28 protein-coding genes are annotated in these 21,115 nt (G+C 49.2%); 25 read left to right on the top strand and 3 right to left on the bottom strand.

Features of this window, described 5'->3' with window-relative positions; genetic code table 11:
- Position 1: 1 nt before the first annotated feature.
- From rpsQ to rplQ, 18 genes are all read left to right on the top strand, one after another.
- Positions 2–268, top strand: a complete 267-nt coding sequence (gene rpsQ / locus C0068_RS09430; RefSeq protein WP_103684249.1) for a 30S ribosomal protein S17 — start codon at positions 2–4, stop codon at positions 266–268.
- Between the two features lie 59 nt (positions 269–327).
- Positions 328–696: a 50S ribosomal protein L14 gene (gene rplN / locus C0068_RS09425; protein WP_103684248.1), complete on the top strand. Its 369-nt coding sequence runs from the start codon at positions 328–330 to the stop codon at positions 694–696.
- 34 nt (positions 697–730) lie between these two features.
- Positions 731–1,048: a 50S ribosomal protein L24 gene (rplX, locus tag C0068_RS09420; RefSeq protein ID WP_103684247.1), complete on the top strand. Its 318-nt coding sequence runs from the start codon at positions 731–733 to the stop codon at positions 1,046–1,048.
- Positions 1,049–1,061: 13 nt separating this feature from the next.
- Entirely contained in the window at positions 1,062–1,601 is a 540-nt protein-coding gene (gene rplE, locus C0068_RS09415; RefSeq protein ID WP_103684246.1) for a 50S ribosomal protein L5, read from the top strand.
- A 13-nt stretch (positions 1,602–1,614) separates the two neighbouring features.
- Complete coding sequence (gene rpsN, locus C0068_RS09410) at positions 1,615–1,920, top strand: 30S ribosomal protein S14 (RefSeq protein ID WP_103684245.1); 306 nt, start codon at positions 1,615–1,617, stop codon at positions 1,918–1,920.
- 55 nt (positions 1,921–1,975) lie between these two features.
- The gene (gene rpsH / locus C0068_RS09405) at positions 1,976–2,371 is read left to right on the top strand and encodes a 30S ribosomal protein S8 (RefSeq protein WP_103684244.1); all 396 of its coding nucleotides are present in this window, start codon (positions 1,976–1,978) and stop codon (positions 2,369–2,371) included.
- A 25-nt stretch (positions 2,372–2,396) separates the two neighbouring features.
- Positions 2,397–2,930, top strand: a complete 534-nt coding sequence (gene rplF / locus C0068_RS09400) for a 50S ribosomal protein L6 (protein ID WP_103684243.1) — start codon at positions 2,397–2,399, stop codon at positions 2,928–2,930.
- 10 nt (positions 2,931–2,940) lie between these two features.
- Positions 2,941–3,291: a 50S ribosomal protein L18 gene (gene rplR / locus C0068_RS09395; RefSeq protein ID WP_103684242.1), complete on the top strand. Its 351-nt coding sequence runs from the start codon at positions 2,941–2,943 to the stop codon at positions 3,289–3,291.
- 11 nt (positions 3,292–3,302) lie between these two features.
- The gene (gene rpsE, locus C0068_RS09390) at positions 3,303–3,815 is read left to right on the top strand and encodes a 30S ribosomal protein S5 (protein WP_103684241.1); all 513 of its coding nucleotides are present in this window, start codon (positions 3,303–3,305) and stop codon (positions 3,813–3,815) included.
- A gap of 19 nt (positions 3,816–3,834) precedes the next feature.
- Positions 3,835–4,011, top strand: coding sequence for a 50S ribosomal protein L30 (gene rpmD, locus C0068_RS09385; protein WP_103684240.1), 177 nt, complete (start codon positions 3,835–3,837; stop codon positions 4,009–4,011).
- Positions 4,012–4,023: 12 nt separating this feature from the next.
- Positions 4,024–4,458 (top strand): 50S ribosomal protein L15, encoded by a 435-nt coding sequence (rplO, locus tag C0068_RS09380; protein ID WP_103684263.1) that lies wholly within the window; start codon positions 4,024–4,026, stop codon positions 4,456–4,458.
- A 10-nt stretch (positions 4,459–4,468) separates the two neighbouring features.
- Positions 4,469–5,797: a preprotein translocase subunit SecY gene (secY, locus tag C0068_RS09375; RefSeq protein ID WP_103684239.1), complete on the top strand. Its 1,329-nt coding sequence runs from the start codon at positions 4,469–4,471 to the stop codon at positions 5,795–5,797.
- A gap of 36 nt (positions 5,798–5,833) precedes the next feature.
- Entirely contained in the window at positions 5,834–5,950 is a 117-nt protein-coding gene (rpmJ, locus tag C0068_RS09370; RefSeq protein WP_103684238.1) for a 50S ribosomal protein L36, read from the top strand.
- Between the two features lie 128 nt (positions 5,951–6,078).
- Entirely contained in the window at positions 6,079–6,435 is a 357-nt protein-coding gene (rpsM, locus tag C0068_RS09365; protein ID WP_103684237.1) for a 30S ribosomal protein S13, read from the top strand.
- Positions 6,436–6,506: 71 nt separating this feature from the next.
- A complete protein-coding gene (rpsK, locus tag C0068_RS09360; protein ID WP_103684236.1) occupies positions 6,507–6,899 on the top strand; it encodes a 30S ribosomal protein S11 in 393 nt (130 codons plus the stop codon).
- 23 nt (positions 6,900–6,922) lie between these two features.
- On the top strand, positions 6,923–7,543 hold the full coding sequence (rpsD, locus tag C0068_RS09355; protein ID WP_103684235.1) for a 30S ribosomal protein S4: 621 nt from the start codon (positions 6,923–6,925) through the stop codon (positions 7,541–7,543).
- A 33-nt stretch (positions 7,544–7,576) separates the two neighbouring features.
- Complete coding sequence (locus C0068_RS09350) at positions 7,577–8,578, top strand: DNA-directed RNA polymerase subunit alpha (protein ID WP_103684234.1); 1,002 nt, start codon at positions 7,577–7,579, stop codon at positions 8,576–8,578.
- A 60-nt stretch (positions 8,579–8,638) separates the two neighbouring features.
- The gene (gene rplQ, locus C0068_RS09345; protein WP_103684233.1) at positions 8,639–9,022 is read left to right on the top strand and encodes a 50S ribosomal protein L17; all 384 of its coding nucleotides are present in this window, start codon (positions 8,639–8,641) and stop codon (positions 9,020–9,022) included.
- A 73-nt stretch (positions 9,023–9,095) separates the two neighbouring features.
- Here the strand turns inward: rplQ and uvrA are convergent, their stop codons facing one another.
- Positions 9,096–11,954: an excinuclease ABC subunit UvrA gene (uvrA, locus tag C0068_RS09340; RefSeq protein ID WP_103684232.1), complete on the bottom strand. Its 2,859-nt coding sequence runs from the start codon at positions 11,952–11,954 to the stop codon at positions 9,096–9,098.
- 147 nt (positions 11,955–12,101) lie between these two features.
- On the opposite strand from uvrA, the gene C0068_RS09335 reads away from it, so the two are divergent.
- From C0068_RS09335 to C0068_RS09315, 5 genes are all read left to right on the top strand, one after another.
- Entirely contained in the window at positions 12,102–13,466 is a 1,365-nt protein-coding gene (locus tag C0068_RS09335) for an MFS transporter (protein ID WP_233208784.1), read from the top strand.
- A 75-nt stretch (positions 13,467–13,541) separates the two neighbouring features.
- The gene (ssb, locus tag C0068_RS09330) at positions 13,542–14,048 is read left to right on the top strand and encodes a single-stranded DNA-binding protein (protein ID WP_103684230.1); all 507 of its coding nucleotides are present in this window, start codon (positions 13,542–13,544) and stop codon (positions 14,046–14,048) included.
- 205 nt (positions 14,049–14,253) lie between these two features.
- The gene (locus C0068_RS09325) at positions 14,254–15,111 is read left to right on the top strand and encodes a sugar nucleotide-binding protein (protein ID WP_103684229.1); all 858 of its coding nucleotides are present in this window, start codon (positions 14,254–14,256) and stop codon (positions 15,109–15,111) included.
- Entirely contained in the window at positions 15,108–15,635 is a 528-nt protein-coding gene (moaB, locus tag C0068_RS09320) for a molybdenum cofactor biosynthesis protein B (protein WP_103684228.1), read from the top strand. The genes C0068_RS09325 and moaB overlap by 4 nt, the downstream gene beginning before the upstream one ends.
- Before the next feature lie 2 nt (positions 15,636–15,637).
- Positions 15,638–16,837, top strand: a complete 1,200-nt coding sequence (locus tag C0068_RS09315) for a molybdopterin molybdotransferase MoeA (RefSeq protein ID WP_103684227.1) — start codon at positions 15,638–15,640, stop codon at positions 16,835–16,837.
- 47 nt (positions 16,838–16,884) lie between these two features.
- Here the strand turns inward: C0068_RS09315 and fabB are convergent, their stop codons facing one another.
- On the bottom strand, positions 16,885–18,108 hold the full coding sequence (fabB, locus tag C0068_RS09310) for a beta-ketoacyl-ACP synthase I (protein ID WP_103684226.1): 1,224 nt from the start codon (positions 18,106–18,108) through the stop codon (positions 16,885–16,887).
- Positions 18,109–18,162: 54 nt separating this feature from the next.
- Positions 18,163–18,687, bottom strand: coding sequence for a bifunctional 3-hydroxydecanoyl-ACP dehydratase/trans-2-decenoyl-ACP isomerase (fabA, locus tag C0068_RS09305; protein ID WP_103684225.1), 525 nt, complete (start codon positions 18,685–18,687; stop codon positions 18,163–18,165).
- Between the two features lie 229 nt (positions 18,688–18,916).
- Here fabA and galU point away from each other — a divergent pair, with 229 nt between their 5' ends.
- The gene (gene galU / locus C0068_RS09300; RefSeq protein WP_103684224.1) at positions 18,917–19,753 is read left to right on the top strand and encodes a UTP--glucose-1-phosphate uridylyltransferase GalU; all 837 of its coding nucleotides are present in this window, start codon (positions 18,917–18,919) and stop codon (positions 19,751–19,753) included.
- Positions 19,750–21,099, top strand: coding sequence for a phosphohexomutase domain-containing protein (locus C0068_RS09295; protein ID WP_103684223.1), 1,350 nt, complete (start codon positions 19,750–19,752; stop codon positions 21,097–21,099). Before galU ends, C0068_RS09295 begins: the two co-directional genes overlap by 4 nt.
- Positions 21,100–21,115 lie beyond the last annotated feature (16 nt).

Here is a 21,115-nt window from a genome sequence, read left to right as displayed (position 1 = left end):
AATGTCAGAAGTAGCAAAAAGTGCTCGTACAGCCACCGGTAAGGTCGTCAGTGACAAGATGGATAAAACCATCACTGTACTGATTGAGCGTCGGGTTAAGCATCCGATATACGGAAAGTACATTACGCGCTCATCGAAAGTTCACGCTCATGATGAAAAGAATGAGTGCAAAATTGGTGATGTAGTGACAGTTTGCGAAACACGTCCAGTATCTAAGTTAAAAACTTGGGCATTGGTTAGTGTAGATGTAACGGCTACCCAGGTTTAATTTCACCGGCGGCCCTTGTGCAATCGCTTGATGCACTGTTGACTGGTTTGGAGTAAGAAATGATTCAAACAGAAAGCTATTTGGAAGTTGCAGATAATAGTGGCGCGCGTCGCGTTATGTGCATCAAGGTGCTTGGCGGCTCTCATCGTCGCTACGCACGAGTCGGCGATCTGATCAAAGTCACTGTCAAAGAGGCTATACCTCGCGGCAAAGTGAAAAAAGGTCAGGTAATGACAGCTGTTGTAGTTCGTACTAAGAAAGGTGTGCGTCGCGGAGACGGTTCACTGATCAAGTTTGACGATAACGCTGCAGTGTTGCTAAACAATAACCACGCTCCTATTGGTACTCGTATTTTTGGGCCAGTAACGCGTGAATTGCGTGGCGAGAAGTTCATGAAGATTATCTCTTTGGCACCGGAAGTACTCTAGTTACTGGGTGTGAAGAGAAGGCTGAGGTCAGGTTATGCGTAAGATTAAGCGTGAAGACGAAATTATCGTCTTAACCGGTAAAGACAAAGGCAAGCGCGGCGTTGTCCAGAAAGTTATGGATAACAATAAGCTGTTGGTGTCTGGCATTAATATGATTAAGAAACACCAGCGTCCAAACCCGCAGTTGGGTGTGGCTGGTGGTATCGTCGAGAAAGAAGCGCCGATCCAAGTTTCTAATGTAGCGATTTATAATCCGACTTCTAAAAAGGCGGATCGCGTGGGCTTTAAAGTGGCCGAAGACGGCAGTAAGACCCGTATCTTTAAATCCAGCGGCGAAGCGGTTGACGCGTAGGGGTTAGTGGAAAATGGCACGATTAGGTGAACTATACCAAAACGAGTTGCGGGCTAAGCTGATAGAAGAGCTGTCTTTAGCTAACCCTATGGAAGTTCCGCGCATCACTAAAATCACTCTGAATATGGGTGTGGGTGAAGCTGCTGGCGATAAAAAAGTATTGGAAGCTGCGCTTTCAGACTTAGAAAAAATTGCAGGTCAAAAACCAGTTGTGACTAAGGCGCGCAAATCTATCGCGGGCTTTAAGATTCGTGACGGCTGGCCGATTGGCTGCAAGGTGACCCTGCGCGGCGCCCACATGTACGAATTTTTGGATCGCTTGGTTAGCGTTGCTATTCCACGTGTTCGCGATTTTCGCGGCATTAGCCCGAAATCATTTGACGGCCGTGGCAATTTTGCAATGGGTGTGACTGAGCAGATCATATTTCCAGAAATTGATTACGATAAAGTTGATACACTGCGCGGTCTGGATATCACCATAACCACTACCGCTCGTAATGACGATGAAGGTCGCGCGCTGTTAAAAGCGTTTAACTTTCCGTTTAAAGGTTAAGGGGTAGGGGATTATGGCAAAGCAGTCTATGAAAGCGCGTGAATTAAAGCGCACCCAAACTGTAGAAAAATTCGCTGCAAAGCGTGCTGCACTTAAAGCAATTATTGTTAGTGTAACGGCGAGTGACGAAGAAAAGTGGGATGCACAGGTTAAGCTGCAAAAGCTGCCACGTGACGCGAGTCCAACTCGCCAGCGTCGTCGCTGCCAGATTACTGGCCGTCCACACGGTGTTTACCGCAAGTTTGGTCTTTGCCGTAACCAGCTCCGTCAAGCAGCAATGCGCGGCGATGTCCCCGGCTTAGTTAAGGCTAGCTGGTAATATTGAGAATTTTGCTGTCGCGAGCTTTGGTCGCGACGTATAACGGGAGCAAAACATGAGCATGCAAGACCCACTAGCGGATATGCTGACACGCATCCGCAACGCTCAGATGGCAGGTAAAACTGCTGTTACAATGCCGTCATCTAAATTAAAAGTATCTGTTGCTAAAGTACTTGAAGATGAAGGTTATGTCGCCGGTTCGCGGGTTGAAGAACAAGGTGGCAAGGCAGAACTGACAGTAGAATTAAAATACTATCAGGGCAAGCCAGTTATCGCAGAAATCAGTCGCGTTAGCCGCCCTGGTCTCCGCGCTTACGCAGGTAAAGATGAATTGCCATCAGTACGTGCAGGGCTGGGTATCGCTATTGTGTCAACCAGTCATGGTGTGATGACTGATCGCGCAGCAAGAGCTGCCGGTGTTGGCGGCGAAGTGCTTTGCACTGTTTTCTAACCCGACAGTTTAAAGAGTTCTTAACATGTCAAGAGTAGCGAAAAGTCCAGTGACTATCCCTTCAGGGGTTGAAGTCAAGCTCGACGCCAGCAATATCTCTGTAAAGGGCAAGAAAGGCACGTTGGTTATGCCTTTGCACAAGTCTGTAGAGATCAAGCAGGAAGACGGGTCGTTAGTATTTTCAGCGCGTGAAGGCGCGAAAGATGGTTGGGCAATGGCGGGTACTACTCGTTCACTGACTAACAATATGGTTGTCGGCGTTAGCGAAGGTTTTCAGCGTAAGCTGATCCTCCAAGGCGTTGGTTACCGTGCAAAAGCAAATGGTAAGTCTGTAAACTTGGTGTTGGGTTTTTCGCACCCTATTGATTATGACTTGCCAGAAGGCGTTACCGTTGATACTCCAACACAGACTGAAATCGTGTTGAGCGGTACTGACAAACAGATTTTAGGTAAGGTAGCGGCCGAAATCCGCGCGTTCCGTCCACCAGAGCCTTATAAAGGTAAGGGTGTTCGTTACGCGGAAGAAAACGTCCGTCGTAAAGAAGCGAAGAAAAAGTAAAGGCAAGGTTATGAGCGATAAGAAAGTTTCAAGATTACGTCGTGCCCGCCGTGCTCGCTTTAAAATGCGTGAGCTACGCGCCGTACGTTTGAGCATTCACCGCACGCCACGCCACATGTATGCGCAGCTTATCGCAGCATCAGGTGACGTAGTGTTGGCGAGTGCATCTACACTAGATAAAGATTTGCGCGCTGGTGCGACCGGTAATGTCGCTGCAGCCGCTAGTGTGGGCAAGTTGATCGCTGACCGTGCGAAAGCCGCAGGCGTGACAAAGGTCGCTTTTGACCGCAGTGGATTTAAATTCCACGGCCGTGTCAAGGCGCTGGCAGATGCTGCCCGTGAAGGTGGTTTGGAATTCTAAGGTTTTAGGCGATGGCGTATAACGATCAGAAAGACAAAGCAAACACAGAAGGCCTGCAAGAGAAGCTTGTTCAGGTAAACCGTGTTGCCAAAGTGGTCAAAGGTGGCCGCATTTTCAGCTTCACTGCTCTTACAGTAGTGGGTGATGGTAGCGGTAAAGTTGGCTTCGGTCGCGGTAAAGCGCGCGAAGTACCCGTTGCGATCCAGAAGGCAATGGAAGCAGCTCGCCGGAACATGGTGCAGGTTGACATTAAAGGTGACACTATCCAGTACGCCGTTAAAGGTCGTCATGGTGCATCTAAGGTTTACATGCAGCCAGCGTCTGAAGGTACTGGTGTTATCGCCGGTGGTGCAATGCGCTCGGTGTTAGAAATTGCAGGTATTCATAACGTATTAGCCAAGTGCTACGGTTCTACGAATCCAGTTAACGTGGTTCGTGCAACTATCAAAGCACTGGAAAGTGTTTCTTCTCCAGAAGAAGTCGCAACTAAGCGCGGCAAAACTGTAGAAGAGATCTTGGGCTAAGACAAAGGCAGGATTTGCTATGAACAAGATTAAAGTCACACTAGTTCGTTCTGTTGCAGGACGACTAAAGTCGCACAAGGCCTGCGTTGCTGGTCTAGGCTTGCGTCGTATTCGCCACACTGTAGAAGTGGAAGACACTCCATCAGTGCGCGGTATGATCAATAAGGTCAACTATTTAGTACGTGTTGAGGGATAAGTGATGAGCGATATGCGTTTAAACACGCTGAGCCCGGCACCCGGTCGAGTTAAAGAAGGCAAACGGGTAGGTCGTGGTATCGGTAGTGGCTTGGGTAAAACCGCAGGTCGTGGTCACAAAGGTCTGAAGTCTCGTTCAGGCGGAAGCGTGCGTCCAGGTTTTGAAGGCGGTCAAATGCCTTTGCAAAAGCGTCTGCCTAAATACGGCTTCACTTCGCGCTTGTCACGCGTTACTGCACAAATTCGCACCGCGGAATTGATGGCAGTTGCTGATGACGTGATTGATCTTGATGCGCTTAAGCGTGCTGATTTAATTAACAGCAACATTGAGCGCGCAAAGATCTTTTTGTCTGGTGATCTGAACAAAGCTGTTACTGTGAAAGGTTTAGCGGTAACCAAAGGCGCACGCGAAGCAATTGAAAAAGCGGGCGGCAAAGTCGAGGAATAAGGCGAACTCCATGGCGAAGTCCAGTCCACTATCAACTGGAAACCAATCCGGAATGGGCGAGCTTATGGCTCGCCTCCGTTTTTTACTACTAGCGATAATTGTTTATCGTATCGGTACTCATATACCGGTGCCAGGTATTAATCCGGATCAGCTCGCCGCGCTGTTTAATCAAAACCAAGGAACTGTCCTTGGTTTGTTTAATATGTTCTCTGGCGGTGCATTGGAGCGCATGAGTATCCTAGCTTTGGGTATCATGCCTTACATTTCTGCTTCGATTATTATGCAGCTAATGTCAGCGGTTAGTCCTCAGTTAGAAGCCCTTAAGAAAGAGGGTGAGGGTGGTCGGAGACAGATCAGTCAGTACACACGTTATCTAGCGGTTGTGTTGGCCTTGCTGCAAGGCACAGGTATGACAGTAGGTTTGGCTAATCAAGGCTTGGCTTACAGTGCAGATTTTAGTTTTTACTTCGTTTCGGTAGTGTCATTAGTTACCGGCGCGATCTTTATGATGTGGTTGGGCGAGCAGTTAACCGAGCGCGGCGTTGGCAACGGTATCTCGATGCTGATATTCGCGGGGATTGTTGCGGGGCTGCCGTCGGCAGTTGGTCAATCTTTAGAGCAGGCCCGTCAGGGTGAATTAAATATTTTAGTTCTACTGGCAGTGTTAGTTCTTGCGATAGCGGTTGTTTACTTGGTTGTCTTCATTGAGCGTGGGCAGCGGCGTATTACGGTAAATTACGCCAAGCAGCAGCGTGGCAATAAGATGTATCAGGCGCAATCTAGCCACTTGCCAATGAAGGTGAATATGGCGGGTGTTATTCCTGCGATTTTCGCGAGTTCTATTTTGCTATTCCCTGCGTCAATTGCGCAGTGGGTTGGGCAGAGTGGCGAAGGGATGGAATGGTTGCAGGACGTTGCTTTGGCAATAGGACCAGGGCAGCCATTAAATATCCTGTTGTTTACAGCTTTGATTGTTTTCTTCTGCTTCTTCTATACAGCGTTGATGTTTAACCCTGATGAAGTGTCAGATAACCTGAAGCGTTCAGGTGCGTTTTTACCTGGGATTCGTCCTGGTAAACAAACTGCGAATTATATAGACGGCGTGTTAACGCGTTTGACCATGTTTGGCTCTTTGTATATAGCTGGCGTGTGTTTGTTACCGCAGTTTTTGGTCGTGATGTGGAATGTGCCGTTTTATCTCGGTGGTACCTCATTGCTGATCGTGGTGGTGGTAGTGATGGATTTCATGGCGCAGGTTCAGTCTCACCTGATGTCTCATCAGTACGACTCAGTCTTGAAGAAGGCGAACTTAAAAAATTACGGCGGTGGTGTGCGCTAACGCTCACTAACCTGATGGCTTGTTTGGAGTATCACAATGAAAGTACGTGCATCGGTAAAGACAATTTGCCGCAACTGTAAAATTGTTCGTCGTAAAGGTGTGGTTCGGGTTATTTGTAACGTAGAACCACGTCATAAGCAGCGGCAGGGCTAAGCAATACGGTATCGGGGTTGATTTGCTTCCTCGGTGCGGGTAGACTACTGCGCCTTTCGTGCAGCGGTTATCCGTTTTCCGGTCATTGCTAGGCGTTAAAAGAATTGGGCTTAATTGGAGTAACCTGAATGGCTCGTATTGCAGGTGTCAACATACCAGATAACAAGCATGCTGTTATTTCGTTGACCTATATATATGGCATTGGCCGTACAACTGCTAAGGCATTGTGCGCTAAAACAACTATAGCTGAAGACGCTAAAATCGGTTCATTGTCAGAAGAGCAGCTTGATGCGCTTCGTGGCGAAATCGCTAAAATGTCTGTAGAAGGCGACTTACGTCGTGTTGTTTCTATGAACATTAAGCGTTTATTGGATCTGGGCTGCTACCGCGGTCTGCGTCATCGTAAAGGTCTGCCGCTTCGCGGTCAGCGTACTAAGACTAATGCGCGTACGCGTAAAGGTCCACGTAAGCCGATCCGTAAGTAATTTAAAGGCAGGATTCCTTTAGTGTAGCTACACCACTTGTGTAGTGTTGATATTAGAGATGGATATAGAACATGGCCAAACCAGGCAAACAAGCTCCACGGAAAAAGGTCAAAAAGACCGTCGTGGACGGTGTTGCGCATATACATGCGTCGTTTAACAACACCATTGTTACAATTACAGATCGTCAGGGTAACGCACTGAGCTGGGCAACTGCCGGCGGAAGTGGTTTCCGTGGTTCTCGTAAAAGTACTCCTTTCGCTGCACAGGTTGCTGCAGAACGCGCCGGTAACGCTGCGAAAGATTACGGTTTAAAAAATCTAGACGTAGAAGTTAAAGGCCCAGGCCCCGGACGTGAGTCTGCTGTGCGCGCTTTGAATAACTGCGGTTATAAGATTACCAACATCACCGACGTGACGCCTATTCCACATAATGGTTGCCGTCCTCCCAAGAAACGTCGCGTTTAATTAACAGTTGAGGAATACAGAAAATGGCTAGATATTTGGGCCCAAGCTGTAAATTATCCAGACGGGAAGGTACCGACCTGTTCCTGAAGAGTGGTGTTCGTCCGCTGGATTCAAAGTGTAAAGCTGAAACTGCACCTGGTATGCACGGTGCGCGTCGTGGTCGTCTTTCTGACTACGGTGTTCAGTTGCGTGAAAAACAAAAAGTTCGTCGTATGTACGGCGTACTGGAAAAGCAATTCCGCGCTTATTATACAAAAGCTGCTCGCCGTAAGGGCGCGACGGGTGAGAACCTGCTTCAGCTTTTAGAAGGCCGTTTAGATAACGTGGTTTACCGTATTGGTTTTGGCTCTACTCGTGCAGAAGCGCGTCAGTTAGTGTCTCATAAATCTGTATTGGTAAATGGCAAGACTGTTAACGTGCCGTCTTACCAAGTACAAGCTGGTGATGTAGTTAGTGTTCGTGAGAAAGCGAAATCTCAGCTGCGTATTCAGTCTGCGATTGCTCTTGCTGCGCAGCGTGGCGATGTTTCTTGGATTGATATTAACGCCGCCAAAATGGAAGGCGTTTACAAGAGCGCGCCAGATCGTAGCGACTTGTCTTCTGAGATCAACGAGCAACTGATCGTTGAGCTTTACTCGAAGTAAGTTTAACTCCGGACAAATCACTACAGGTGACCTATGCAAAGTGCTGTCAATGAATTTCTAACTCCACGCGTTATCCAAGTTGAAGAACTTGGACAGACTCGTGCGAAAGTGACCCTTGAGCCACTAGAGCGTGGATTCGGTCACACCTTGGGTAATGCTTTGCGCCGTATTTTGCTTTCTTCTATGCCGGGTTGTGCGGTAACCGAAGTTGAGATTGACGGTGTTCTACATGAATACAGCGCAATGGAAGGTGTTCAGGAGGATGTCATTGAGATCCTGCTTAACCTGAAAGAAGTTGCGGTAATCATGCACGGTAAAGATCAAGCGACCTTGGTTCTTAATAAAAAAGGTCCAGGGCTTGTTACTGCTGGCGATATTCAAACTGATCATGAAATTGAAATCGTTAATACCGATCACGTTATTGCGAACTTGAACGATGACGGCGAGATTAATATGCGCCTGACTATCGCTCGTGGCCGCGGCTATGTTCCAGCTGATGCCCGTGATAACGCAGAAGAAGAAACTCGCTCAATTGGCCGTCTGCAATTAGACGCTAGTTACAGCCCAATCAGCCGTGTTAGCTATGTAGTTGAAAGCGCACGTGTTGAACAGCGTACTGACCTCGATAAATTGGTTTTGGATTTAGAAACCAATGGCACTATCGATCCAGAAGAAGCGATTCGTCGTGCAGCAACGATTCTGCAGCAGCAGCTTGCAGTGTTTGTTGATCTGGAAAGTGAAGGCGAGAACGAACCGTCACGCGAAGAGAACGAAGTAGATCCAATTCTGCTGCGCCCAGTTGATGATCTTGAATTAACTGTTCGCTCAGCTAACTGCTTAAAAGCAGAGAATATCTACTACATCGGTGACCTGGTGCAACGTACAGAAGTTGAACTTCTTAAGACGCCAAACCTTGGTAAAAAGTCGCTGACAGAAATTAAAGACGTATTGGCGTCACGTGGTTTGTCTTTAGGTTTGCGCCTAGACAACTGGCCGCCAGCAAGTCTTAGAAACGACGACCGAGTTCTTGCGTAATTCGCGGGAACTTTCGAATATTTTTTGCTGAGATAGCAACGTTTATTAAAGGAAAAAGCCATGCGTCATCGTCATAGTGGCCGTCAATTAAACCGTAATAGCTCTCATCGTAAAGCGATGTTCCGCAACATGACGGCGTCGTTGGTTGAGCACGAATTGATTAAAACAACCCTGCCTAAAGCAAAAGAACTGCGTGGTTACGCAGAGCCTTTGATTACGCTTTCTAAGGTAGACAGTGTTGCTAACCGTCGTCTTGCATTTGCGCGTCTGCGTAGCGATTCTGCTGTTGGTAAACTATTTACTGATCTTGGTCCTCGTTACCAAGGTCGTCCTGGTGGCTATATCCGCATTATGAAATGTGGTCTGCGCACCGGCGATAAAGCGCCTATGGCGTATGTAGAGTTGGTTGATCGTCCGGTAGCTGAAGAAGCTGACGACGAGTAAATCGAAGAATAAAAAAGCCGGCTTTTTAGCCGGCTTTTTTTTGTCAAAAATTTGAGCGGTTTGCGGGAAGCGTTTAGCTACCCGCGGCTGATTTCTTTGTGGTATTTAGTTTGAGTACATCGGCGAGAAAATGGCCGGTGTGGGATTGCGGCATGCTTGCGATATCTTCCGGTGTTCCTTCGGCAATAATGAGCCCGCCTCCGCTACCGCCTTCTGGGCCGAGATCGACTATCCAGTCAGCTGTTTTAATAACATCGAGGTTATGCTCGATAACAACCACGGTGTTGCCGTGATCTCTGAGTCTATGAAGTACTGTCAGCAGTAGTTGAATATCTTCAAAATGTAACCCCGTGGTGGGTTCGTCAAGTATATAAAGGGTTTTACCGGTATCGCGCTTTGAGAGCTCGCGAGCCAGTTTTACACGCTGCGCTTCACCGCCAGATAGGGTGGTGGCTGCTTGCCCTAGGCGTATATAGCTTAGACCTACATCCATTAAGGTTTGCAGCTTTTTGCTAATGCTAGGTACGTTTTCAAAAAAGCTATTCGCATCCTCGATAGTCATTTCTAATACTTCGTGAATGTTTTTCCCCTTATAGGTGATTTCGAGGGTTTCACGATTGTAGCGTTGGCTTTTACATACTTCACAGGCGACATAGATATCCGGTAAGAAATGCATCTCTACCTTTGTGACGCCATCGCCCTGACAGGCCTCGCAGCGGCCGCCTTTGACGTTGAAGCTAAACCGACCGACTTTGTAGCCGCGCGATCGGGCTTCTTGAGTGCCGGCAAATAATTCTCTGACTGGCGTGAATATGCCTGTATAGGTTGCGGGGTTTGAGCGGGGGGTTCTGCCGATAGGGCTTTGGTCGATATCGATACATTTATCGACATGCTTTAGACCGCTTACAGATTCGTGCTTGGCTGCGGTTAAGGTAGTGGCGCCATTCAGTTCGGTTGCTGCTACGGGGTATAGGGTGTGATTTATAAGGGTTGATTTACCCGATCCCGATACGCCGGTCACACAGGTTAATAATCCGAGGGGAATGCTGAGGTCGACATTTTGTAAGTTATTGCCGTTAGCCCCTTTTATTTGCAGTAATTTTTTAGGATCTACGGGGTGGCGTTTTTCTGGAATGGCAATCGCTCGTTTGCCGGATAGATATTGACCGGTTAAAGACTCTTCGCTTTTTAATATATCTTCCAGTTTTCCTTGGGCGATGATTTGCCCGCCGTGAACACCTGCACCGGGGCCGATATCTATAATATGGTCGGCGGTTCGAATCGCATCTTCATCGTGCTCAACAACAATTACGGTATTCCCGATATCACGAAGATGCCTAAGCGTTTTTAACAAGCGTTCGTTGTCTCTTTGATGAAGTCCGATAGAGGGCTCGTCTAGGATATACATGACCCCGACTAATCCGGCGCCAATCTGGCTGGCCAGTCTAATTCTCTGCGCTTCGCCGCCAGATAATGTATCTGCACTGCGATCTAAGGTTAAATAATTCAGGCCGACATCGACTAAGAAGCGCAGCCGGTCGTTTATTTCCTTTAATATTTTTTCTGCGATTTGAGCCTGTCGGCCTTCTAGTTTTAGCGCAGTAAAATAATCGCGTGCAGCGCCAACGGGCATGGCAGAAATTTGGGGTAGGGTGCTATCTAAAATAAACACATTGCGCGCTTCTTTTCGCAGGCGTGTGCCCTCGCAGTCGGGGCAGGGCTGAGAATTTAAGAACTTACTTAGTTCATCGCGCACGGTTTGCGATTCGGTATCTTTGTATCTGCGATCCATATTTGGGATCACACCCTCGAAAGGATGTTTGCGCTGAAAGTTGTCACCGCGGTCGTTGATATAGGTAAAGCTAATTTCTTCGCCGTCGCTACCAAATAAAATTTTCTTGCGGTGATCTTCCGATAAGGATTCAAACGGCGCGTCTACGTCGAAGCCGTAGTGCTCTGCCAGCGAGGTAAGCATGTGGAAATAGTAAACGCTGCGGCGATCCCAGCCGCGGATGGCGCCGGTGGATAAGCTAGCTTCGGGATGCTGAATGATTCGGCTGGCGTCAAAAAACTGTTTAACACCTAAGCCGTCGCAGCTACTGCAGGCGCCTAGGGGGCTGTTAAACGAAAATAAGCGAGGCTCTAGTTCGGCGAGGCTGTAGCCGCAGTGGGGGCAGGCAAATTTCGATGAGAACACTAACTCAGCAACACTGCTGTCATCCATATCGGCAACGCGTGCGACGCCGTCAGTTAATTCAAGCGCGGTTTCGAATGACTCCGCTAGGCGTTGGCCGATATCTTCGCGAACCTTGAAGCGATCAACCACAACTTCTATAGAGTGCTTTTTGTTTTTGTCTAAGCTCGGCAGGTCGTCTAGGTCGGTAACAATGCCGTCAACCCGCGCTCTAACAAATCCTTGGCTGCGCAATTTTTCAAAGGTGTGCAAATGTTCACCTTTGCGATTTTGAATGACGGGGGCTAGCAGCATCATTTTGCTGCCCTCTGGCAGGGCCAGTACGGTGTCTACCATTTGGCTAACGGTTTGTGCAGACAGCGCAGTATTGTGGTCTGGGCAGCGGGGTTCACCCGCTCGGGCAAATAAAAGTCGCAGGTAGTCGTATATTTCCGTAATGGTGCCGACGGTGGAGCGCGGATTGTGGGAGGTCGACTTTTGTTCTATTGAAATGGCGGGAGACAGTCCCTCTATGTGATCGACATCGGGCTTTTCCATCATCGACAAAAATTGCCGCGCATAGGTAGAGAGCGATTCTACATAGCGGCGCTGGCCTTCGGCATAGAGTGTGTCGAAGGCGAGGGAGGACTTTCCTGAGCCAGACAAGCCAGTGATGACAACCAGTTTGTCGCGGGGGATGTCGAGATCAATGTTTTTTAAATTGTGGGTGCGGGCACCGCGAACGATAATCCGATCCATAGTATTCCCCAGCGTGGTAAACCAGACATTATACGGTGGCGGTGGAGGGCGGCGCAAAATAAGCTTGCGAAATCTCCTAGCGGTTTTTCATGTGGGGTTTAGCTGTTAGAATCAAGCGCTATATCTTCTTGTTTCAGGTACCCATCTTTGAATCATCACACGATGAGCGCAGCCGAGCGTCGATCCGTCGCTTCACTGGCGACATTGTACGCGTTTCGTATGCTCGGCTTATTTATGTTGCTGCCGGTATTAAGCTTGTACGCGGGTGAATATAACCACAGTACGCCAATGCTGGTGGGGCTTGCCTTGGGTATTTACGGTTTGGGGCAGGCTGCTTTGCAGGTTCCGCTGGGGATGCTATCGGATCGGATTGGTCGCAAGCCGGTTATTATTTCCGGTTTATTATTATTCGCGGCAGGTGGGATAGTTGCGGCGAGTGCCGATAATATAATTGCCGTCATTGTCGGGCGTTTGTTACAGGGTACGGGTGCTATCGCGAGCACACTGACCGCGCTGTTAGCAGATTTAACACGAGAGCAGCACCGTACTAAGGCGATGGCCGCGATTGGTATGAGTATCGGTGTGTCGTTTGCGGTGGCGATGGTGCTTGGCCCGCTGGTAGCTGCGGCTGTTGGTGTGTCCGGGCTTTTTTTACTGACTTCGCTACTGGCAGTGATCGGAGTGTTTATTACTTTGTGGTTGGTGCCAACGCCTGATATAGGCGGTATTGACGCAAATAATCAGTCGCTGCAGGGCTTGCTGGGGCGCTGCTTGCGAGACAGCAATTTAATGCGCTTGAATCTTGGTATTTTTTCCTTGCACGCAGTGCTGATGGCAATATTTGTTGCGGTGCCAAGCTTGTTGGAAGATCAAGGGCTGCTGCGTGCTGATCACTGGAAAATGTATCTGCCGGTAATGCTGGTGGCGTTTATCGGTATGGTGCCGCTAATTATTTATGCTGAAAAATACAATGGTATGAAGCGGGTATTTTTATCGGCTATCAGCGCAATAATCGTGGTGCTGTTTGCCGCTACGTGGTTTGCTCAAGACTATTGGTATTTGGTCTTAATGATCACGGTATTTTTTGTCGCCTTTAATTTGTTGGAAGCCTCTTTGCCGTCGCTGGTAAGTAAGACGGTTTACCCAGGCGGGAAGGGGACGGCGATGGGGGTGTATTCTACCTTCCAGTTTTTTGGTGCGTTTTGTGGTGGAGCGCTAGGTGGCGGTTTGTTCGGTCGCTGGGGAGTGTCGGCTCTGTTTGTTGGCGCAGCGATTTTTGCGGGAATTTGGTTGCTAGTCGCTTGGGGCATGACGGTGCCGGCAAAATCAGAGAATTTGGTGTTGAGTTGGCAGTTTGGTGTGTGGGATGCGGCGAGATTGCGTCGTGAGGTGCTGGAGCTGCCCGGGACTTTTGATATAACGGTATTAGAAAGTGAGCAATTGGCCTATCTGCGAGTGAGTCCGAACTTTGATCCCGCTACCTTGCCTGATGGGATAAGGCTAAGCAGCTAATAGTGTTGGAATCCGGTATAGTTAATCCTTTGCGACGTATCCGTTCGCGGTGATAGAAATAATAGGAGGTGGCGCATGGCGCGTGGAGTGAATAAAGTAATTCTGGTTGGGAATTTAGGCCAGGATCCTGAAACCCGTTATATGCCATCGGGTGGCGCGGTGACGAATATCACCGTTGCGACCAGCGAAACGTGGAAAGACAAACAGAGCGGTCAGCCGCAAGAGCGCACTGAGTGGCACCGAGTGGTGTTTTTTAATCGCCTAGCTGAAATTGCTGGTGAGTATTTAAAGAAAGGCTCTAAAGTCTATTTGGAGGGGTCGCTGCGTACGCGTAAGTGGCAAAATAAAGACGGTGTTGACCAGTACACCACCGAAATTGTTGCCGCAGAAATGCAAATGTTAGACGGTCGCGGCAGTGCCGGTGGCGATAACAATTATGATAGTGGCGGCTACTCTGCACCAGCACCGCGTCGTGCACCATCCCCACAGCCGCAGTCTCAACCTCAACAGAATCAAGCGCCTCAGCAGAGCGCACCGCCAGCGGGTGGCTTTGATGATTTTGATGATGATATCCCGTTCTAGGGAGTATCATTAGGTAAAATGTACATGCGAAGCGCCCTATTAATAGTAGGGCGTTTTTTATTGGGTTTGCGTCATGCCACTGAATGCCTTGCGGATGCGGTGGGCTTTGAGTAATGTTGATGGCCTTCGGTCTGCTTCATTTTTCCTAGGTGTGTAGCATCATGTTTTGTGCTGCAAGCCTTCTTTATAAAGTGTGAATGTTTCTGTGAATGTAGTTTTAATTTCTCGCTCCAGCGCGTTGAGTGACTCAATCCGCAATCAATTAAATTTGCGAGAGCGGCCCTTGGTGATTTTATCAAGCGAAGATTTACCCAACTTCGATACCAAGTTGCTGCGTAATGCGATTGTGGTCGATGGCGATCCGCTAGTTTGTTTTCAATCTAGTGACGGCGTGACCGCGGCCTTACACGAGCAGTCTTTAGTCGAGCGCAGGCGTTTGTTGCAGGCCTGTCGCGAAATGGATGCGCCGTATGTCTTTCTTAGCGATGGTCGCGTATTTGATGCAAGTGCGGGCTCAGATCACGAGCGCAGAGAAGATGAGGATGCTGTCGCTTCCAGCCTAGCTGGAAAACAGTTGGCAGAGTTTGAGCGTCTAGTTCTCGGAGTTGCAGGGCAGGGCTTGGTTTTGCGTACTGGGCCATTAATTGCCGCGCAGGAGGGCAATTTTTTAGGTGATTGTCTCGCGGCCATGCGCGACGGCAATGTGTTAAGCCTGAATGATTCTTTGATGGGTTGCCCAACTCCTGTGTCGGACCTAGCGAGAGTAGTGTCGGGGATGCTTGATCAGCTGAGCTGCGGTGCGCCGTGTCGCGGGGTTTATCATTACAATAGTAGCGGTGCCGCGAGCGCCTATGAGTTTGCCGAGGTAGTTTGCGCGTTTGCATCGCAATTTGTCGCGCCGGTTGCAGATATCGCTGCGGCAGACACGGGCATCACTTGGGTTCCTCAGGTTCCGGTGCTGTCTTGTGATCAACTATTGCAGGATTTTGGTATTAAACAATTGCCGTGGCGGGCGTACTTGCCGCGAATGGTGCGGGCAATTTGCGAGGGTGTGAGTAAATGAGTAGTGAGAGCGTTTTTGTCCCGCTGGGTGTTGCGGTATTAACGGTATCGGATACACGGGATGAGAGTAACGATACCTCGGGCCAGTTTTTGCTTGAAGCGCTGAAAGCGGCAGGTCATCAGCTTGTCGATAAACAAATAGTGAAGGACGATATTTACCAAATTCGTGCGGTGATGTCTGAGTGGATTTACCGTGAAGGCATTCAGGCTGTCGTAGTGACCGGCGGAACGGGGTTTTCTGGGCGGGATTCGACCCCTGAGGCGGTGTCAGTGTTATTCGATAAGCAAATTGATGGCTTTGGCGAAGTGTTCCGCGCTGTGTCCTTGCAGGAGATTGGTTCATCAACGATCCAGTCTCGCGCTTTGGCCGGTCTGGCAAATAATACGGTGATTTTCTGTGTGCCAGGGTCCACTGGGGCCTGTAAGACCGCTTGGGATGGCATCATAAAGGAGCAACTTGATAGCCGGCATCGGCCTTGTAATTTTGTTGGTGTGCTAAAAACTCGCCAGAACCTAGGGGGTTAAGGGTGGCTTTGCGTTCGGTTGAGGATGCTCTGCACTACTTGTTGGCGGATGCGCCAAAATGGGGCTCCGAGTTGCGAGATTTGGCGCATTCATTGGGCGCTGTATTGGCAGAAGATATCGTCGCGAATGCTGATGTGCCGGCGGCGGATAATAGTGCAATGGACGGCTATGCAATTCGTTATCGCGATCTACAAAAGGGGCAGCCAATACCGATAAGTCAGCGCATTCCAGCAGGTGTTGTTGGCGACACCTTGCAGCCGGCGACCGCCGCGCGAATTTTTACCGGGGCATTTATTCCCCGCGGCGCTGATACGGTGATTGCGCAGGAGGACTGCGAAGTTAGCGGCGCTAACGTTACCGTGAATGTGCTTGCAAGCAAGGGCCAGCATATTCGCCCCCGGGGGCAAGATATCTCATCTGGACAGCGATTGTTGGCGGCGGGGCATAGGCTACAGGCGGCTGATTTGGGTTTGCTGGCGTCTCTGGGTATTTCGCAAGTTGCCGTTTCTAAGGTCATTAAAGTGGCTTTAATGTCGACGGGCGATGAATTGCGCGAGCCAGGTGAGAAGCTTGGCCAAGGGCAGATTTACAACTCGAATCGCCCCATGTTGGCGGCGATGATTCGTTCCTTGGGTTGTGAGGTGCTCGACCTTGGGATTATTGCTGATGACCCGCAGGCGACAAAGACAGCGCTTGAGCGGGCGCGCGATCAGGCAGATGTGGTTGTCAGCAGCGGCGGGGTGTCCGTTGGCGAGGAGGATCACGTGAAGGCGCAGGTTGAGGCCTTGGGTGAGTTGCAGTTGTGGAAGTTGGCCATAAAGCCTGGCAAGCCCCTAGCCTACGGTAAGCTGAGTAAAGTGCCGTTTTTTGGCTTGCCCGGCAATCCGGTGTCGAGCTTTGTCACTTTCGGATTGCTGGTTCGGCCTTATTTGCTGGCCATGCAGGGGGTGGTTGAGCCTTTAGCGCCGCAGTGGCCTGCGGTGGCTAATTTTGAGTGGCCCAAGGCGGGAAGCCGTCAGGAGTATTTGCGGGCGAGGGTAACACCGTCTGCGACAGGCTTGGAGGTGGATATTCATCCGCAGCAGAGCTCTGGTGCTCTAACGTCGGTGTCTTGGTGTAATGCTTTGGCGGTGATACCCGTTGGCGTGACGGTGCAGCGTGGGGACAGTGTTGAGATAATCTTTTTGCAGGATTTGAGCTAGGAATTGATTGCGTTTGCAGCGAGTTCTTCACTGCAAACGCAGGGTATTTAGGCTGTGTAGCGCTTAAATACTAAGCTGGCGTTGGTGCCGCCAAAGCCAAAGCTATTAGACATAATGGTATTCAGGGTAACGTTTTCTTGTTTGCTCGTCACAATAGGAACACCAGCAGCTTCGTCGTCCAAGGTTTCAATGTTGGCAGAGGCAGCTATGAAGTTATTCTCCATCATTAATAATGAAAAGATCGCTTCTTGAACGCCTGTTGCGCCAAGCGAGTGGCCGGCCAGAGACTTGGTTGAGCCAATAGCAGGGATCTTTTTGCCTTCATATGCTTGCTTCACGGCTTTCAATTCTTGCATATCACCTGCGGGGGTGGAGGTGCCGTGGGAGTTAATGTAATCGACGTCGCTGTCTACGCCCGCTAGCGCTTGCAGCATGCAGCGTGCTGCACCTTCGCCGCTTGGCGCGACCATGTCGTAGCCGTCTGAGGTGGCGCCGTAGCCAACAAGCTCACCGTAAATTTTTGCGCCACGCGCTTTAGCGTGCTCGAGCTCTTCCAGTACAACCATACCGGCACCACCGGCGATAACAAAGCCGTCGCGGTTTGCATCGTAGGGGCGAGAGGCACTTTCTGGGGTGTCATTATATTTTGTAGATAGCGCTCCCATTGCGTCAAATAAGCAGCTTAATGACCAGTGCTCTTCTTCGCCGCCACCGGCAAAAATGACGTCTTGCTTGCCGAGCTGAATTAGTTCCATTGCATTGCCTATGCAGTGTGCGCTGGTAGCGCAGGCAGATGAGATGGAATAGTTCACGCCTTTGATTTTGAAGGGTGTCGCAAGGCACGCAGATACCGTGCTACCCATGGTTTGGGTGACGCGATAGGGCCCAATACGCTTAACGCCACGCTCGCGAAGCGTGTCAGCGGAGTCAATTAGATTGGCGGACGATGCGCCACCAGAACCGGCGATAATACCGGTGCGGACGTTACTCACTTGGTCTTCAGATAAGCCTGAATCTGCAATTGCTTCCTGCATGGATAGGAATGCGTACGCTGCAGCGTCGCCCATAAAGCGAAATTGCTTGCGATCAATCAGCTCTTTTAAGTCAAGGTTTTTGATTGAGCCAGAAACATGGCTGCGGAAGCCCATTTCTTTATAGGTCTCGTTAAACGCAATACCCGATTTGCCTTCCTGTAGTGAGCTTAAAACTTCGGCCAAATTATTGCCGATGCTGGAAACAATCCCCATACCGGTTACGACAACACGTTTCATCGAATACCTCGTTATATATCGTGATGAATTTATTAAATTGTATAGTGTGAAATATTACTCGAAGCTGGCGTCGTCTTTAAATAAGCCGACACGCAGATCTTTTGCGGTGTAAATCACTTTGCCGTCCACGGCCACTTCGCCGTCGGCAATGCCTAGCACTAGTTTGCGCTCAATAAGGCGCTTGTAATTAAGGGTGTAGGTGACGAGCTTGGCATCAGGTAGGATTTGACCGGTAAATTTGACCTCTCCGGCGCCCAGCGCACGGCCTTTGCCGCTATTACCGCGCCAGCCAAGGTAAAAGCCAACTAACTGCCACATTGCATCAAGGCCGAGACAGCCAGGCATAACGGGGTCGCCGATAAAGTGACAATCGAAAAACCAAAGCTCGGGATTGATGTCTAATTCGGCGACTAGCACGCCTTTTTCGTAAGTGCCTCCCTCAGTACTGATATGCGTGATGCGGTCTACCATCAGCATATTGTCTACGGGGAGCTTAGGGTTGCCGGGGCCAAAGAGCTTGCCGTGACCGCAGTCGATGAGTTCTTGTTTGGTAAAGCTATTTTGATGAATTAAAGACATGAGACAGAATTATCAGCTTGAAAATGTTGCGGCCATCTTAGCACGAAGGATTTGGATGGCACATAAAAATGTCAACATTGGCCTGAACATTGCTGTCATCCTCTTGTAACGATGTCACAGTAAAAGAGCTATTCTTGCTAAGTAAGCACGCTATAGGGAGAATGATGGCACTTTGCCTTATTGGCTGGACTGGGCTAGGCCTTTGTCTGGATTAGTACAAGGAAACCTCATGATTAGAAAATGTTTGTTCCCAGTTGCCGGTTACGGCACACGCTTTTTGCCCGCTACCAAATCTATGCCGAAGGAAATGTTGCCCATTGTGAACAAGCCCTTGGTGCAGTACGGCGTCGAAGAGGCGATAAACGCGGGATTAAAAGAAATCGCATTGGTAACTGGCCGCGGTAAGCGTGCCATAGCCGACCATTTTGATATTAGCTATGAATTGGAAAGTCAGATTGCGGGTACTGGTAAGGAGCGGTACTTAGACGGTATTCGCAATGTGCTTGATAAGGGTACATTTATGATGACCCGCCAGCGGCAGATGAAGGGCTTGGGGCATGCAATTTTAACCGGCGAGTGTTTGATTGGCGATGAAGCTTTCGGTGTTATTTTGTCTGATGATTTGTGTCTGAATCACGATGACGAAGGTGTTATGGCTCAAATGGTTAAGCTGTATAAACAGTTTCGTTGCAGCATAGTCGCCATCCAAGAAGTGCCAATGGAAGATATCGAAAAGTACGGTGTTATAGCCGGTGAAGAAATGGGTGACGGACTATTTCGCGTAAGCTCGATGGTTGAAAAGCCCAAATCGGAAGATGCGCCAACCAATATGGCCGTTATTGGTCGTTATATTTTAACCCCTGATATTTTCGATATTTTGCGCGACACACCGCCGGGTAAAAATGGCGAGGTTCAGCTTACCGATGCGTTAATGACGCAGGCGCAAAGTGGTTGTGTATTAGCCTATAAATTCCGTGGTAAACGATTCGACTGCGGCAGTGTGCCGGGCTTTATTGAGGCCACGAATTACGTTTACGAAAATATCTATGCCGAGGGTTCCGCGTGAGTAGTAGTGAAATAACGTGCTTTAAAGCTTACGATGTTCGCGGCCGCATTCCCGATCAGTTAAATGAAGATATTGCCTATCGCATAGGTCGGGCATTTGCCGAGGTGATCCAGCCTAAGAAAGTAGTGGTGGGGCACGATATTCGTTTGAGCAGCGAGTCCATTAAAGCGGCATTGACTGACGGTTTGCGGGATTCCGGTGTCGATGTCTATGACATTGGTTTGTGTGGTACAGAAGAGATTTATTTTGCGACCGCACATGCTGGTATGGATGGCGGCATTGCGGTTACTGCAAGTCATAACCCTAAAGATTATAACGGCATGAAGTTTGTGCGGGAGGGTTCTAAGCCAATTAGCGGTGACACAGGGCTTTTTGATATTAAAAAGCTTGCTGAGCAAAATGATTTTGCAGCGCCGGGCGAGCGCGGTCGCTTGCAGGCGCTAGATACCGCTGAGGCCTATGTTGAGCATTTATTAAGTTATGTGGATGTTGCATCACTTAAGCCGTTAAAAATTGTGGTTAATGCTGGGAATGGCGGCGCGGGTCGTGTCGTAGATTTGTTGGAAAAGCACTTACCCTTTGAATTTATTCGTGTGCATCATGAGGCCGATGGTAATTTCCCCAATGGCGTTCCAAACCCCTTATTGGTAGAAAATCGCCAGCCTAGTATTGATGCAATTAAAGCGCACGGTGCTGATTTAGGGGTGGCTTGGGATGGTGATTTTGATCGCTGTTTTTTCTTTGATGAAACCGGCGATTTTATTGAAGGCTATTATGTTGTCGGCTTATTGGCAGAAGCATTTTTGCTGAAAAATCCAGGTGCGAATATTGTTCATGACCCCCGTTTAACATGGAATACTATTGCTATCGTCGAAGAGGCGGGCGGCAAGGCTGTTCAATGCAAAACTGGACATGCGTTTATTAAAGAGCGTATGCGCATCGAAAATGCAGTCTACGGTGGTGAGATGAGCGCCCATCACTATTTCCGCGATTTTGCATACTGCGATAGCGGCATGATTCCTTGGTTGCTTGTTACTCAGTTGATGTCGGTGAAGTCTGCTAGCTTGTCGTCACTGGTTGAGGAGCGGGTTGCGCTATTCCCTTGCAGTGGTGAAATCAATCGTGAAGTTGAGGATGCAAAGGCGGTAATTGCATTGATTGAAGAGAAGTACAAGCCTAGTGCTGAGGCGGTGGATTTTACTGACGGATTAAGCATGAGCTTTAATGGCTGGCGTTTTAATGTTCGGATGTCGAATACTGAGCCGGTAGTGCGTTTGAATGTTGAAAGCGACGGTGATTTTGCTTTGATGGAGGCAAAAACGGCTGAGCTATTAGCGATGCTATAAGGTTTGGTTTTTGTAG

The sequence above is a fragment of the Zhongshania marina genome (assembly GCF_002915595.1).
GTDB lineage: Bacteria > Pseudomonadota > Gammaproteobacteria > Pseudomonadales > Spongiibacteraceae > Spongiibacter > Spongiibacter marinus_B.
This window is presented reverse-complemented; position numbering and strand designations above follow the sequence as displayed.

What these genes read in the sequence shown, in the direction of transcription:
- rpsQ (WP_103684249.1), top strand. Translation starts at nt 2, where the DNA reads ATGTCAGAAGTAGCAAAAAGTGCTCGTACAGCCACCGGTAAGGTCGTC.
- rplN (WP_103684248.1), top strand. Translation starts at nt 328, where the DNA reads ATGATTCAAACAGAAAGCTATTTGGAAGTTGCAGATAATAGTGGCGCG.
- rplX (WP_103684247.1), top strand. Translation starts at nt 731, where the DNA reads ATGCGTAAGATTAAGCGTGAAGACGAAATTATCGTCTTAACCGGTAAA.
- rplE (WP_103684246.1), top strand. Translation starts at nt 1,062, where the DNA reads ATGGCACGATTAGGTGAACTATACCAAAACGAGTTGCGGGCTAAGCTG.
- rpsN (WP_103684245.1), top strand. Translation starts at nt 1,615, where the DNA reads ATGGCAAAGCAGTCTATGAAAGCGCGTGAATTAAAGCGCACCCAAACT.
- rpsH (WP_103684244.1), top strand. Translation starts at nt 1,976, where the DNA reads ATGAGCATGCAAGACCCACTAGCGGATATGCTGACACGCATCCGCAAC.
- rplF (WP_103684243.1), top strand. Translation starts at nt 2,397, where the DNA reads ATGTCAAGAGTAGCGAAAAGTCCAGTGACTATCCCTTCAGGGGTTGAA.
- rplR (WP_103684242.1), top strand. Translation starts at nt 2,941, where the DNA reads ATGAGCGATAAGAAAGTTTCAAGATTACGTCGTGCCCGCCGTGCTCGC.
- rpsE (WP_103684241.1), top strand. Translation starts at nt 3,303, where the DNA reads ATGGCGTATAACGATCAGAAAGACAAAGCAAACACAGAAGGCCTGCAA.
- rpmD (WP_103684240.1), top strand. Translation starts at nt 3,835, where the DNA reads ATGAACAAGATTAAAGTCACACTAGTTCGTTCTGTTGCAGGACGACTA.
- rplO (WP_103684263.1), top strand. Translation starts at nt 4,024, where the DNA reads ATGCGTTTAAACACGCTGAGCCCGGCACCCGGTCGAGTTAAAGAAGGC.
- secY (WP_103684239.1), top strand. Translation starts at nt 4,469, where the DNA reads ATGGCGAAGTCCAGTCCACTATCAACTGGAAACCAATCCGGAATGGGC.
- rpmJ (WP_103684238.1), top strand. Translation starts at nt 5,834, where the DNA reads ATGAAAGTACGTGCATCGGTAAAGACAATTTGCCGCAACTGTAAAATT.
- rpsM (WP_103684237.1), top strand. Translation starts at nt 6,079, where the DNA reads ATGGCTCGTATTGCAGGTGTCAACATACCAGATAACAAGCATGCTGTT.
- rpsK (WP_103684236.1), top strand. Translation starts at nt 6,507, where the DNA reads ATGGCCAAACCAGGCAAACAAGCTCCACGGAAAAAGGTCAAAAAGACC.
- rpsD (WP_103684235.1), top strand. Translation starts at nt 6,923, where the DNA reads ATGGCTAGATATTTGGGCCCAAGCTGTAAATTATCCAGACGGGAAGGT.
- C0068_RS09350 (WP_103684234.1), top strand. Translation starts at nt 7,577, where the DNA reads ATGCAAAGTGCTGTCAATGAATTTCTAACTCCACGCGTTATCCAAGTT.
- rplQ (WP_103684233.1), top strand. Translation starts at nt 8,639, where the DNA reads ATGCGTCATCGTCATAGTGGCCGTCAATTAAACCGTAATAGCTCTCAT.
- uvrA (WP_103684232.1), bottom strand. Translation starts at nt 11,954, where the DNA reads ATGGATCGGATTATCGTTCGCGGTGCCCGCACCCACAATTTAAAAAAC.
- ssb (WP_103684230.1), top strand. Translation starts at nt 13,542, where the DNA reads ATGGCGCGTGGAGTGAATAAAGTAATTCTGGTTGGGAATTTAGGCCAG.
- moaB (WP_103684228.1), top strand. Translation starts at nt 15,108, where the DNA reads ATGAGTAGTGAGAGCGTTTTTGTCCCGCTGGGTGTTGCGGTATTAACG.
- fabB (WP_103684226.1), bottom strand. Translation starts at nt 18,108, where the DNA reads ATGAAACGTGTTGTCGTAACCGGTATGGGGATTGTTTCCAGCATCGGC.
- fabA (WP_103684225.1), bottom strand. Translation starts at nt 18,687, where the DNA reads ATGTCTTTAATTCATCAAAATAGCTTTACCAAACAAGAACTCATCGAC.
- galU (WP_103684224.1), top strand. Translation starts at nt 18,917, where the DNA reads ATGATTAGAAAATGTTTGTTCCCAGTTGCCGGTTACGGCACACGCTTT.